Below are 13,764 nucleotides of genomic sequence, written 5' to 3'. Positions count from 1 at the left end.
TAGTCCAGGTGGTCGCCTTCGCCACTGGTGTTCCTTCCTATATCTACGCATTTCACCGCTACACAGGAAATTCCACCACCCTCTACCATACTCTAGTCAGTCAGTTTTGAATGCAGTTCCCAGGTTGAGCCCGGGGATTTCACATCCAACTTAACAAACCACCTACGCGCGCTTTACGCCCAGTAATTCCGATTAACGCTTGCACCCTCTGTATTACCGCGGCTGCTGGCACAGAGTTAGCCGGTGCTTATTCTGTCGGTAACGTCAAAACAGTTACGTATTAGGCAACTGCCCTTCCTCCCAACTTAAAGTGCTTTACAATCCGAAGACCTTCTTCACACACGCGGCATGGCTGGATCAGGCTTTCGCCCATTGTCCAATATTCCCCACTGCTGCCTCCCGTAGGAGTCTGGACCGTGTCTCAGTTCCAGTGTGACTGATCATCCTCTCAGACCAGTTACGGATCGTCGCCTTGGTGAGCCATTACCTCACCAACTAGCTAATCCGACCTAGGCTCATCTGATAGCGCAAGGCCCGAAGGTCCCCTGCTTTCTCCCGTAGGACGTATGCGGTATTAGCGTCCGTTTCCGAACGTTATCCCCCACTACCAGGCAGATTCCTAGGCATTACTCACCCGTCCGCCGCTCTCAAGAGAAGCAAGCTTCTCTCTACCGCTCGACTTGCATGTGTTAGGCCTGCCGCCAGCGTTCAATCTGAGCCATGATCAAACTCTTCAGTTCAAACATCTTTGGGTTTTTAAGAAACCCTAAACTTGGCTCAGCAATCGTTGGTTACATCTTTGATTTCTCGCGGAGTAACTTGTGATGCTGATAATCTTGTTGACTATCAGTCTGACTCCACAAGCACCCACACGAATTGCTTGATTCAGTTGTTAAAGAGCGGTTGGTTAAGATCTTTCGTCTCAACCGAGGCGCGCATTCTACAGCAGCCTCATTTGCTGTCAAGTGATTATTTTCAGAAGCTTTCGAAGATTTCTTCAACAACTTCAACCACTTGCGCTTCCGATCTCTCGTTAGCGGGAGGCGAATTCTACAGCGTTACACGCTGCTGTCAACACCTCTTTTTCTCCGCTTTCGACCGAGAGGATCGAAACGTTAATAGAGCCAAACTACACCGCTCTACCAACTCCTTCTGGGCCTCGATGAACTGAAGCAACTCGCTATCGAAACCTACATAACTCTTTGTTTACCAAGGAGTTTTCCGTTTCGACTGCGCCGGAAGTGGGGCGAATTATAGACTTCTAGAATCTGCCGTCAACCCTTAATTACGCTTTTGTTGCAGAAAGTGCTTTTTTCGCAATAAGGCGGGGGATCCGGCGCATTACCGGAGGGATCCGCAGCACCAGAAGCAGCGCACCTATAGATGCATAGATGGCCCACTCCTTCAGATCAGCCCGAACAATCCACAACATATGTAGCAAGCCGAGCCCAAGAATCACATAGACCAAGCGGTGCAGTTTCTTCCAGCGACTCCCAAGCCGACGCTGGCTATAGCGATTAGACGTCACCGCGAGCACCAATAAAGACAGGAAGCCCAGCGCCCCCACAATAATGTAGGGCCGCTTACGCAACTCCACCCCCAACTGCGACCAATCCAACCCAAGGACAAATACACAATAGGCTGCAAGATGCAGCACGACATAAGCAAAACACCACAAACCCAGCTGCCGGCGCACAGCTATCCACCCCGCCCATCCACTCAGCTTTTGCAGCGGCGTCATTCCCAGGGTGATCAGCAACAAGATCAACGTGCCCAACCCCAACCGATCAACCAGCACTTTTCCCGGATCAGGCCCGAGTGCCGAACTCCACGCCTCATACAGCCAGAACAACGGCCACACTGCCGCAACTATAAAGACGCCGATGCGCCAGATCGGATAGCGCATCAATAGTTCTTCCGCAGATCGAGACTGGTATATAGAGAAGCGACCTCATCGGAGTACCCGTTGAACATCTGAGTCTCTCGCACATTAGGACTGAACAGGCCGCTCGGTAGGCGACGCTCCCGCGCCTGGGTCCAACGAGGATGATCAACCGTAGGATTCACGTTTGCATAAAACCCATACTCGTCCGCCGCAATACTCTGCCAAGTGGTCTTAGGCTGCTCGCTCACAAGACTGATCCGCACAATGGACTTCACGCTCTTGAAGCCATACTTCCACGGCACCACCAAACGTAACGGCGCGCCATTCTGATTAGGTAATTCGCGCCCATACATACCGACGGCAAGAATAGCCAAGGGATTCATCGCCTCATCCAGACGCAACCCCTCTACATAAGGCCAGTCAATCAAGCCAAAACTTGAGCGCTGACCAGGCATGTTTTTAGGATCTTGCAGGGTTTCGAAGCGGATATATTTGGCTTTGGAAGTCGGCTCAACTTGCTTGAGCAAGGCCGAAATGGGGAAGCCCATCCACGGAATAACCATCGACCACGCCTCTACACAGCGCAAACGATAGATCCGCTCCTCCAACTGATAAGGCTTCATGAAGTCCTCCAAGGCATAGCGCCCCGGATTCGCGACCTCACCGTCAATCACAACACTCCACGGCTGGGTCTTGAGGGAGCCCGCATTCGCCGCCGGGTCGCCCTTGCCTGTGCCGAACTCATAGAAGTTGTTGTAGTGGGTCGCGTCCTTGAACGGGGTGATAGCCTCGTCCTTTACAGTTACCGACTGCCACTTTGTACCTGGCAGTTTCTCGGTAAACCATTTCGGCGCGTTGCCTGGCTCGACATCGGTATAGCGAGCAGCCTCTTCGGCACTGGCCCAGCGCGGCAAGCTACTAACAGCAACACCGGCAAGCGCACCACCGAGCAAGCTGCGGCGAGAGAGGTAGAAGGATTCAGGCGTGACATCCGATTCATGGCAATCGGACGCTTTGGGCAATTTGATTAACATGGCAACTCCGCAGCATTGGAGAACTGATGCACCAATAGACTGCGGAGTATGGGGGAAATTACATTAAGGCAATGTTTTGTCGCGGCGCAGATGCAGCAAGTACTGAACCGGCCCCGAAGCGGCGTAGATCAGGAACGCCAGCAACAGAATACGCGGCGGATCACTGAACACGACCGCAAATACCAGCACCACTACCAGGATCGCCACGAAAGGCACGCGCCCCTTGAGATCGAACTCCTTGAAGCTGTTGTACTTGATGTTGCTGACCATCAGCATACCGGCTGCTGCAACCATCAAGGCCACCAAGAACGACATCTTCGAACCCTGGATGCCGTAATCACTGAACGCCCAGACGATACCCGCCACCACACCCGCAGCAGCCGGGCTGGCAAGACCGATGAAGTAACGCTTGTCGGCAGTACCCACCTGGGTATTGAAGCGCGCCAGACGCAAAGCGGCACCCGCAACATAGATAAAGGCAACCATCCAGCCAACCTTACCCATATCACCCAACGCCCAGGCAAACGCCAGCAACGCTGGCGCAACACCAAAGGCAACCATGTCCGACAGCGAGTCATACTCGGCACCGAAGGCGCTCTGAGTATTGGTCATACGCGCAACGCGACCATCAAGACCGTCGAGCACCATGGCCACGAAGATTGCGATGGCAGCAAAACCGAAATACTTGCTGGCACTCGCCGCATCACCCGCGGCCAGTGCACTTTGGGCGCTCATGGAGTTGATGATGGAATAGAACCCGGCAAACAGGTTCGCCGTGGTGAACAGATTGGGCAGAAGATAGATGCCACGATGCCGGACCTTGCGACCTTCGGCGTCATGCCCTTCTTCGACATGCTCATCGATTGGTAGCAGGCTTTCGGCGTCAGAGGCCTGGTTTGGCTCTTCGGGACGTTCGCTCATGGACTTTACCTTGCAACGGTGTGAAAAGAATTCGACAAATACTTGCGGCGAGTGTTCGCCCGCAAACGATGCAGCTTTATACCAGAACCCGTCTCCCCAAACGAAAAAACGCGGCCTAAGCCGCGTTTTCTCTTGATACGTACGACTTAGTTTTTGGCTTTGTCGACGATCTTGTTGGCACCGATCCACGGCATCATGGAGCGCAGTTGCTCGCCGATGATTTCGATACCGTGAGCGGCGTTGTTACGACGCTTGGCGGTCATCGAAGGGTAGCCGGTAGCGCCTTCGCTGATGAACATTTTGGCGTATTCGCCGTCCTGAATACGTTTCAGGGCGTTGCGCATAGCCTGACGGGACTCGGCGTTGATCACTTCCGGGCCAGTCACGTACTCGCCGTACTCGGCGTTGTTGGAGATCGAGTAGTTCATGTTGGCGATACCGCCTTCGTACATGAGGTCAACGATCAGCTTCAGTTCGTGCAGGCATTCGAAGTAGGCCATTTCCGGCGCGTAGCCAGCTTCAACCAGGGTTTCGAAACCGGCTTTAACCAGCTCAACGGTACCACCGCACAGAACGGCTTGTTCGCCGAACAGGTCGGTTTCAGTCTCGTCCTTGAAAGTAGTTTCGATGATGCCGGTACGACCGCCACCAACGCCGGCCGCGTAGGACAGAGCAACGTTTTTGGCGTTGCCCGACGCGTCCTGGTAGATCGCGATCAGGTCAGGGATACCGCCGCCTTTGACGAACTCGGAACGCACGGTGTGACCCGGTGCTTTCGGCGCGATCATGATCACGTCGAGGTCAGCACGCGGCACAACCTGGTTGTAGTGAATAGCGAAACCGTGGGAGAAGGCCAGGGTGGCGCCCTTCTTGATGTTCGGTTCGATTTCGTTCTTGTACAGCGCGGACTGGAATTCGTCCGGAGTCAGGATCATGACCAGGTCGGCAGCAGCAACAGCGGAAGCAACGTCAGTCACTTTCAGGCCGTGGGCTTCAGCCTTGGCAACAGTGGCCGAGCCTTTACGCAGGCCGACAGTCACGTCAACGCCGGAGTCTTTCAGGTTGCAAGCTTGCGCGTGACCCTGGGAACCGTAGCCGATAATGGCGACTTTCTTGCCCTGGATGATCGACAGGTCACAATCTTTTTCGTAATAAACTTTCATGAGGTTCCTCTATATATCCAGGCCGTGAGGCCATTCACTAATTGGGTTAAATGCTGAGTACTTTGTCGCCACGGGCAATCCCGGTGACACCACTGCGTACAGTTTCCAGAATCGAGGCCGTCCCGATCGACTGGATGAAGCTGTCCAGTTTGTCGCTTGTACCGGTCAGTTGAACGGTATAAACGCTGGCGCTCACATCGACGATCTGCCCGCGATAAATATCGGTAGTGCGTTTGATCTCGGCACGTTGAGCACCCGTGGCCTTGATTTTAACCAGCATCAGCTCGCGCTCGATGTGGGCACTTTCCGACAAGTCGACCAGCTTGACCACTTCGATCAGCTTGTTGAGGTTCTTGGTGATCTGCTCGATCACCTCATCGTGGCCTACGGTGGTCAACGTCAGGCGCGACAGCGTCGGGTCTTCGGTCGGGGCCACGGTCAGGCTTTCGATGTTGTAGTTACGTTGCGAAAACAGGCCGACAACACGGGACAGAGCGCCGGGTTCGTTCTCCAGAAGCAGGGAGATAATATGCCGCATGATTAAGTACGCTCCGTCTTGTTCAGCCACATGTCGCGCATAGAGCCGTCTTTGATCTGCATCGGGTAGACGTGCTCGCTGGTATCTACCTGAATATCCAGGAACACCAGGCGGTCCTTCATGGCGAACGCCTCTTCCATCTTCGGCTTCAGATCTTTCAAATCAGTGATGCGCATGCCGACGTGGCCATAGGCTTCAACCAACTTGACGAAATCCGGCAGCGACTCCATGTAGGAATGGGAGTGACGGCTGTTGTAGCTCATGTCCTGCCACTGACGAACCATGCCCAGCACGCCATTGTTCAGGCAGACGATCTTCACCGGAAGGCCGTACTGCAGGCATGTCGACAGTTCCTGGATGTTCATCTGGATGCTGCCCTCACCGGTGACACACGCCACGTCGGTCTCCGGAAAGCTCAGTTTCACACCCATGGCCGCAGGGAAACCAAAGCCCATCGTGCCCAGGCCACCGGAGTTGATCCAGCGGTTAGGCTTGTCGAACTTGTAGTACTGCGCGGCGAACATCTGGTGCTGGCCTACGTCGGAGGTCACAAAGGCATCGCCCTTGGTCACTTCGCACAGGGTTTCGATCACGGTTTGTGGCTTGATGATGCTGCCGTCACCCTTGTCGTAAGGGAACAGGCCGCGATCACCGCGCCATTCGTCGATCTGCTTCCACCAACTGGCAACGGATTCCTTGTTTGGCGTTTCGCCGATGTCCTTGAGCGCAGCAACCATTTCGGTCAAGACGCTTTCTACTGGACCCACGATCGGCACGTCGGCCTTGATGGTCTTGGAGATGGACGCCGGGTCGATGTCGATGTGGATGATCTTGGCATTCGGGCAGAATTTGCTCGGGCCATTGATCACGCGGTCATCAAAACGCGCGCCCACGGCCAGGATCACGTCAGCGTGGTGCATGGCCAAGTTGGCGGTGTAGCTGCCGTGCATGCCGAGCATGCCGACGAACTGACGGTCCGTACCCGGGAATGCGCCGAGGCCCATCAAGGTGTTGGTCACCGGCAGGTTGAGCAGCTTGGCCAGTTCAGTCAACGGTGCAGAACCGCCGCCCAGAATCACGCCACCGCCTGAGTACAGCACAGGACGTTTAGCCGCCAGGAGCATTTCTGCCGCCTTGCGGATTTGACCCGAGTGCCCACGAACAGCCGGGCTGTAGGAGCGCAGCTTGGCTTTCTTCGGGAAGATGTATTCGAATTTCTCGGCCGGGTTGGTCATGTCTTTCGGAATATCGACCACTACAGGCCCCGGGCGACCGGACTGTGCGAGGTAGAAGGCCTTTTTCATGACTTCCGGAATTTCCGATGCGCGCTTGATCATGAAACTGTGTTTCACGATCGGCCGGGAGATACCGATCATGTCGGTTTCCTGGAATGCATCAGTCCCCACCATCGTGCTTGGCACCTGGCCGGAAATGATCACCATCGGGATGGAGTCCATATACGCAGTCGCGATGCCGGTAATGGCATTGGTTGCGCCTGGGCCTGACGTTACCAGTACCACACCAGCTTTACCGGTGGCGCGGGCGTAACCGTCAGCCATATGGGTCGCGGCCTGTTCGTGGCGAACCAGGATGTGGGTAACAGCCGGTTCCTTGAACAGTGCGTCGTAAACATGCAGCAGAGCACCACCTGGGTACCCGTAGATATAGTCGACGCCTTCGTCACGCAAAAAGCGGACGAGCATCTCACCGCCAGATAAAAGCTCCACGTTGTTCACCTCTAAAACGCCAGAATACCGTCCGTTGAAACCGACGGGTCTTAATAGGTTTACTTCTCAACAGAGCATGAGCGACGGTGGTCGCCGACTACGTCAGCACTGACTGAGCAAGTATTGGGATCGTCCCAAGTGTTGCGGGCTTTTCCCACCCAGCGCGAGGTAACGCGTTGCGGGTGTAACAGGTCGGCGCGGATGTGCGCCTCATGATCTGCTGAGCGGGCCTGCTTCTGGCAGTCCCGATACAGCGGACTTTGGATTCTTCTGTTTCAGGCCGTTCAAGTCAAGCAATAATTGCGCTTTTTTCCAACTAAGCGCATGAGAACGCAGAAGAAAGGGCTTTGAGGAGGGATAAAACTCGCCTGAATGTCGTCAAGCGGTAGAAATGTGCGCAAGACTGCCGGAAAAACCGGCAGTCAGGCAATTAACGAGCGTCGACGATCAATTGATCGAACTTTTTCAGCGCATTTCGCAAGCCAAGGCTCTCTTGCGGACGATCGGCGTAGACCATCTCGGCCATCTCCATGATCCCCGACGCATTCGGCAATGGCAGGTCCTGCTCGAGGATCTGCTTCATGCGCACCAGGAAGATCCATTGCAGCCACTGATGAAAGTCCAGGGTGTCGACCGAAAACGGCTCGACACTGCTGAGCGCCTCGGTGCTGGGGGACACCTCGTCCCACCAGCCTTGCACGCGCAATTCACGCTCGATCAGCAATAGCTGTTCGGCTATCGCGGGAAAACGCGAATCCATCAGAGACTGACCTTGGCTTTTTGCCGGGCCTGGGCGGCGCCTGCGGCATCGCCTTGGGCAGCACGCGCATCACCAATCAAACCCCACAGGTTGGCTTGCAGGTCAGGACGACCGTTAGCCAGGGTCAGGCCGCGACGAGCGAACTGCTCGGCTTGCGGTGCATCACCCTGGGCCATACGGACTTGGGCCAGACGGTACAACACTTGCGGCTCACGAGGTGCCACGCGCTGAGCACGCTCGAGACTCGACGACGCGCCGTTCAAATCGCCACCCGCCTGCTGTTGCTGGGCGGTAGTCAGCAAGGCCAGTACCGGACCATCCAGTTGCTCGTCAGCCGACAGGCCACCGGAATTGGACGACGACGGAATGCCGCTGGGTGTCGACGGCATGTTGTAGGTGCCTTGGTTGATCGGCGCCGTTTGAATCGGCGCGGAATTGACCGGACCCGAAGTACTCGGCCCTGGAGTCCACGGCTCAGCGCTGATCGGCGCCGACGTGGCCGCACCAGCGCCCGGCACCATCACCACCACACCCGAATCCTGCGGCATTGCTTGAGTTGTCGCTTGGGCAGGACGCTTGACCACGGTCTGACGGAAACCGCCATTGGCCGAGATACGGTCGTTATTGGAAACGGTCGTGCTCGAGTCCACCACCGGAATCGAACCGCGCTGCACGCTGGCGCAACCGTTGAGCAAAGCCAGAGCTGTAATAGCTGGAATCCACCACTTGTTCACTTGAAACCCTCTTTGCTTAATTCATCCAGCCCTTGACCCAATCCATCACCGATTCCGCGTCAGCGGGCGCACTGCCACCGCACGCGGCGCCGGCTGGTGGCTCGCTGCCGCGAATATACGGCATCTGTACCGCGCCCGGACAGCTGGCATTGGAGCCCTGCCCCGTGTGCGGATCAATCCAGGCTTGCACGATGTTATCCGGTTGCGGCATGTTCAGCGGCAGCGGGTCAGCCTTGCGCATGAAGCTGGTCCAGACCTGCAGCGCACCGGTCGCACCGGTAAACGGTGTCTTGCCGTTATCGTCACGCCCCAGCCACACCACCGCCAGCACATCCTGGCCAAAACCGGCGAACCAACTGTCACGCGAATCGTTACTGGTGCCAGTCTTACCCGCCAGCGTCAGGTTCGCCGGCAGCACGCTGTAGACCGAACGCCCGGTGCCCTCACGCATCACGCGCTGCATGGCGTTCTGGATCAGGTAGATGGAGCCCGCATCAAAACGCTGCTGAATCTGGAATGGGTAGCGCTTAAGCGGTTCGCCCTCGGCGGTCAGCACACTGCGAATGCCGCGCATCGGTGTATTGAAGCCCCCGTTGGCGAGGGTTTGGTACATCGTGGCCACTTCCATCGGGGTCATGGCGCCAGCGCCCAACAGCATCGATGGGAAAGCCGGGAACTCACGGGTGATACCCAGGCGCCCCAAGGTTTTCAGCACATTCGGCACACCCACCTCAAGCCCCAGACGCGAGGTGGAGATGTTGTAGGAATGCGCCAGGCCCTGATACAGGAACACGGTGCCGTGGGAGCGACGATCGAAGTTCTGCGGCGTCCACACCTGGCCATCAGCACCTTTGACTGACAGCGGGTCATCCGACAGCCAACTGGTCAGGGTGTATTTGCTCGGTTTTTCCAAAGCCGTCAGGTAGACCGCCGGCTTGACCAGCGAGCCGATCGGCCGCACGGCATCCAGTGCGCGGTTGAAACCTGCAAAACTGGCTTGGCGACTGCCGATCATGGCCTGGACTTCACCGGTTTCCGGGTTGGTTACCACCATGGCCGCTTCTACTTCATCGGAGCCTTTACGGCCTGTCAGACGCTTGAAGGTGTCGTTGACGGACGCTTCGGCCTTCATTTGCAGAATCGGGTCGAAACTGGTGAAGATCCGCAGACCTTCTTCGGTCAAGTCTTCGTCGCGATAGTCTTCACGCAACTGACGTTTGACCAGATCGATAAAGCCTGGGAAGGAGCTGTCGGCCAGCTTGCCGCGGGTTGTCACACCCAGTGGCATTTTCTTCGCCGCTGCGACTTGCTCGGCAGTGGCAACGCCCTGCTGCTCCAGCACGTCAAGCACCAGGTTGCGGCGCTCGAGCGCACGCTCCGGGTTGCGGCGCGGGTTGTAATAGGACGGTCCCTTGACCATGCCCACCAGCAGCGCGACCTGATGCAGCTTCAATTCGGACAATGGTTGGCCGAAGAAGAACTGACTGGCCAAGCCAAACCCGTGCACCGCGCGCTGGCCATCCTGACCGACGAATACCTCATTGAGATACGCCTCAAGGATTTCCTGCTTGCTGTAGTGCAACTCCAGCAGCATCGCCATCATGGCTTCGGTGAGCTTACGGGTCAGGCTGCGCTCGTTGGTCAGGTAGAAGTTCTTGACCAACTGTTGCGTCAGCGTACTGCCGCCTTGAGTCATTTTGCCGCCGGAAGTGTTGACCCAGATGGCGCGGGCAATGGACTTCGGCGACACGCCCCAGTGGCTGTAGAAATCGCGGTCTTCTACAGCTACCAGGGTTTCCAGCAGATACGGCGGTACCTGATCAAGCTTGATCAGGATGCGATCTTCAAGGTTCTTCGGATAAATGCCGCCGATCAGCAGCGGTTCCAGGCGCACCACGGGCAACTTCGAGCCATTGAGCGACGCCAGCTCGGCCACATAGTCGCCTGAAAAACGCACGCGCACCGGCTGGGCTTTTTCCAGGCCCTCATAGAACTGGAAGCCGCGGGTGTTCAAGTCGACGGTATTGCCGCTGACAGCTGCCGCACCCGGGCCATTGCTCACGGGTTCGCGGCGGTAGCCCAGCGCATCGAGTTCGGTGAGGAAGTCATCCTTGCTCAGCTTCTGGCCGGTGAACAGCTCCAACGGGCGGGCGTACACCTTGGCCGGGATGGTCCAGCGCTTACCGGAGAACTTCTCCTGGACCACAGCATCGAGGTACACCGCAAAGCCGGCAAGCACCACAAGGCCCACCAGGCTGAGCTTCAGCGCCCAGCCCAGCCACGGACGCAGGCCGCGAGAAGGAGGTTTTTTACGGGAACGGGGAGATCGGGTTCGAGTCATGGCGGCGGATTATACGCACTTTATTGATGATCAACATGAACCGGACGGCGGTTTGCATGACCGCTCGTAGCGGCCATAATGCCCGCCATGATTTCCCCCAGTCTTTGAAGGATCGCCCGTGAGCCAGTCCCTGATCGCCGCCCTGCAAAACCCGGCTTTGTACCCTCATCCGGTTGAAGCGTTTCAAGTCATCGAAACCCATATTTCCTGGGTGATACTGACCGGCCCCTACGCTTATAAGTTGAAGAAACCGATGAATTTCGGTTTTCTGGACTTCACCGCCCTGAACGATCGCGGTCACTTCTGTAACGAAGAGCTGCGCCTCAACCAGCGCCTGACCGAAGATTTGTATCTTGAGGTGTTGCCAATTACCGGCACAGCCGAAGCCCCGCAATTGGGTGGCGACGGCCCGGTGATCGAGTACGCGCTGAAAATGCGCCAGTTCCCACAAAGCCAATTGCTCAGCACCTTACAAGCCAACGGCGAATTGACCAGCGCGCACATTGATGAGATGGCCAAGCAAATCGCGCATTTTCACCTCACCGCACCAAAGGTTCCGCAAAACCACCCAGCCGGTACCCCAGACGAGGTGATGGCGCCGGTACGTCAGAACTTCGATCAGATCCGCCCGTTCCTTAGCGACAAAGCCGACCTGGTACAGCTCGAAGCCCTGCAAGCCTGGGCCGAAAGCAGCTTCGAACGCCTCAAGCCGCTGCTGGCACAACGCAAGCTCGACGGTTTTACCCGCGAATGCCACGGCGATATCCACTTGGGCAACGCCACCCTGATTGATGGCAAAGTGGTGATTTTCGACTGCATCGAATTCAACGAACCGTTCCGCTTCACCGACGTTTACGCCGACACCGGTTTCCTGGCCATGGACCTGGAAGACCGCGGCCTCAAATCCCTGGCGCGTCGGTTTATCAGCCAATACCTGGAACTGACCGGCGACTACCAAGGCCTTGAAGTGCTGAACTTCTATAAAGCTTACCGTGCGCTGGTTCGCGCCAAAGTTTCGCTGTTCAGCATGCCGAGCGAAGCAAATCCGGTACAGCGCGCTACCACTCTTCGCCAATACCGCAACTACGCCAACCTGGCGGAAAGCTACAGCACCATTCCTTCGCGCTTCCTGGCGATTACCCACGGTGTTTCGGCCGTCGGCAAAAGCCACGTTGCGATGCGCTTGGTGGAAGCGCTTGGTGCGGTGCGCCTGCGTTCGGATGTAGAGCGCAAACGCCTGTTTGGCGAACAGCAGGTGGAGAACACACCACAGGCGGGCATCTATGCTGCCGACGCCAGCGCTGCTACCTACGCCCGTCTGAACGAAATCGCCGATACCGTATTGCGCGCCGGCTTCCCGGTGGTACTGGATGCCACCTTCCTGAAGCGCGAGCAGCGCGACGCAGCCGCCAAGGTTGCCGAGGCCACCGGTGCGCCGTTCCTGATCCTGGATTGCAATGCACCGCAAGCCGTTATCGCCAGTTGGTTGGCACAACGTCAGGCAGACAAAAACGATCCGTCCGACGCGACGCTGGCCGTTATCGAGGAGCAACTCGCCAATCGCGATCCGTTGACTGCCCAAGAACTGCTGCTGAGCAAACGTGTCGAGACCAATGAAAGCGGGACGCTGGACGCTTTGGTGGCTCACATTCGCCAGCGCCTGCCCGGCCTGTAAGAAATATTTCTTGGCCGTGTCACCGATCTTCGGTGCACGGCCGAGCAATAGTGGCACTATAATGGCGTCATAATTCCAACAGGAGTCGCCATCATGAGTCAGCCCAAGCTTCTTGATACCCCGCTCTACGCACTCCTGCACAAAGATAATATCCGCGGTTTCAACCAGGAACGCCCCAAAGATGGCACTGTCGACATGCGTGGTGGCGACTTCCGAGGGCTGGACCTGCGCGACTTGAATGCCACAGGCGTGGACTTCACCGACGCGTATTTCCGCTCTGCCGACCTGCGTGGCCTGGATTTGCGTGACTGCTCACTGGAAGGCGCGAGCCTGGCTCATGCGCAGATCTCCGGCACCTACTTCCCACCGGAGTTGACCGCCGACGAGATCCTGATGTCGGTCAATTTCGGTACTCGCCTGCGCTACCGTACTAAATAACACCACACCCAGCTCCCGGCTACGCGCCCAGCGGGCCGGGGGCTTCTCGCCTGCGTATCGTCAAAATTCCCGCGCCATTCTTATAAGCTTTTCAGCCGTTCCTGACCAAAGAACCACGCTTTTCCTACTGAGCGCTACACTCCTTTTCAGGCTTGCCTGGTCACGATACCCACCGCACCATTCGGCCGTCGCAAGGAGGCTTGATGAATGATGAGTTGCAACACCTGAAAAATCTTGGCAAGACGTCGGCGCAGTGGCTGCACGCGGTGGGCATCCACAGCGCGTCCGACTTGCGCCGCCTGGGAGCGGTTGATGCCTACCGAGCCGTGCGGACTCGCGGGTTCAGGGCATCGAAAGTACTGCTGTATGCAATTGAGGGCGCATTGATGGATGTGCACTGGAACGACATTCCTACGGAGCGCAAGGAAGCGTTGAACCGTCAGTTGGATGCTATTTCAGCGCGTCAGAAGAATTAGATCGACAATCAAACCCAACGTTTACGGGCATTGTGACCAAGCGATTGAGAAAACCAGCAGAGCATGCAAAAC

12 protein-coding genes and 1 rRNA gene (1 of these 13 only partly in view) are annotated in these 13,764 nt (G+C 56.8%); 3 read left to right on the top strand and 10 right to left on the bottom strand.

Annotated features, from left to right (window positions below; translation table 11 throughout):
• The 10 genes from BFL40_RS20205 to mrcB form a co-directional block, all read right to left on the bottom strand.
• Positions 1–740 (bottom strand): 16S ribosomal RNA (locus BFL40_RS20205) (it extends 797 nt beyond the left edge of the window).
• A 545-nt stretch (positions 741–1,285) separates the two neighbouring features.
• Positions 1,286–1,906 carry a protein-methionine-sulfoxide reductase heme-binding subunit MsrQ gene (gene msrQ / locus BFL40_RS20200; protein WP_071485593.1) on the bottom strand — a complete coding sequence of 207 codons (621 nt, stop codon included), beginning with the start codon at positions 1,904–1,906 and terminating at the stop codon, positions 1,286–1,288.
• Positions 1,906–2,919 (bottom strand): protein-methionine-sulfoxide reductase catalytic subunit MsrP, encoded by a 1,014-nt coding sequence (gene msrP / locus BFL40_RS20195; RefSeq protein ID WP_071485592.1) that lies wholly within the window; start codon positions 2,917–2,919, stop codon positions 1,906–1,908. Before msrP ends, msrQ begins: the two co-directional genes overlap by 1 nt.
• A 63-nt stretch (positions 2,920–2,982) precedes the next feature.
• Positions 2,983–3,840 (bottom strand): CDP-diacylglycerol--serine O-phosphatidyltransferase, encoded by an 858-nt coding sequence (gene pssA / locus BFL40_RS20190; RefSeq protein WP_071485591.1) that lies wholly within the window; start codon positions 3,838–3,840, stop codon positions 2,983–2,985.
• Positions 3,841–3,986: 146 nt separating this feature from the next.
• Positions 3,987–5,003, bottom strand: coding sequence for a ketol-acid reductoisomerase (gene ilvC / locus BFL40_RS20185; protein WP_007948647.1), 1,017 nt, complete (start codon positions 5,001–5,003; stop codon positions 3,987–3,989).
• A gap of 46 nt (positions 5,004–5,049) precedes the next feature.
• Positions 5,050–5,541, bottom strand: a complete 492-nt coding sequence (gene ilvN, locus BFL40_RS20180) for an acetolactate synthase small subunit (RefSeq protein ID WP_060783453.1) — start codon at positions 5,539–5,541, stop codon at positions 5,050–5,052.
• Between the two features lie 2 nt (positions 5,542–5,543).
• Positions 5,544–7,268 (bottom strand): acetolactate synthase 3 large subunit, encoded by a 1,725-nt coding sequence (locus BFL40_RS20175; protein WP_071485602.1) that lies wholly within the window; start codon positions 7,266–7,268, stop codon positions 5,544–5,546.
• A 430-nt stretch (positions 7,269–7,698) separates the two neighbouring features.
• Entirely contained in the window at positions 7,699–8,028 is a 330-nt protein-coding gene (locus tag BFL40_RS20170; RefSeq protein WP_071485590.1) for a YqcC family protein, read from the bottom strand.
• Positions 8,028–8,762 carry a tetratricopeptide repeat protein gene (locus BFL40_RS20165; RefSeq protein WP_071485589.1) on the bottom strand — a complete coding sequence of 245 codons (735 nt, stop codon included), beginning with the start codon at positions 8,760–8,762 and terminating at the stop codon, positions 8,028–8,030. Before BFL40_RS20165 ends, BFL40_RS20170 begins: the two co-directional genes overlap by 1 nt.
• A 16-nt stretch (positions 8,763–8,778) precedes the next feature.
• Positions 8,779–11,103, bottom strand: a complete 2,325-nt coding sequence (mrcB, locus tag BFL40_RS20160; protein WP_071485588.1) for a penicillin-binding protein 1B — start codon at positions 11,101–11,103, stop codon at positions 8,779–8,781.
• A gap of 118 nt (positions 11,104–11,221) precedes the next feature.
• On the opposite strand from mrcB, the gene BFL40_RS20155 reads away from it, so the two are divergent.
• From BFL40_RS20155 to BFL40_RS20145, 3 genes are all read left to right on the top strand, one after another.
• Positions 11,222–12,778, top strand: a complete 1,557-nt coding sequence (locus BFL40_RS20155; protein ID WP_071485587.1) for a bifunctional aminoglycoside phosphotransferase/ATP-binding protein — start codon at positions 11,222–11,224, stop codon at positions 12,776–12,778.
• Between the two features lie 93 nt (positions 12,779–12,871).
• Positions 12,872–13,216 (top strand): pentapeptide repeat-containing protein, encoded by a 345-nt coding sequence (locus tag BFL40_RS20150; RefSeq protein WP_071485586.1) that lies wholly within the window; start codon positions 12,872–12,874, stop codon positions 13,214–13,216.
• A gap of 203 nt (positions 13,217–13,419) precedes the next feature.
• A complete protein-coding gene (locus BFL40_RS20145; protein ID WP_016973739.1) occupies positions 13,420–13,692 on the top strand; it encodes a TfoX/Sxy family protein in 273 nt (90 codons plus the stop codon).
• Positions 13,693–13,764: the final 72 nt, after the last annotated feature.

The sequence above is a fragment of the Pseudomonas costantinii genome (assembly GCF_001870435.1).
GTDB classification, from domain to species: domain Bacteria; phylum Pseudomonadota; class Gammaproteobacteria; order Pseudomonadales; family Pseudomonadaceae; genus Aquipseudomonas; species Aquipseudomonas costantinii.
The sequence above is the reverse complement of the archived record's forward strand: the minus strand, read 5'-3'. Positions and strand labels throughout refer to the sequence as shown.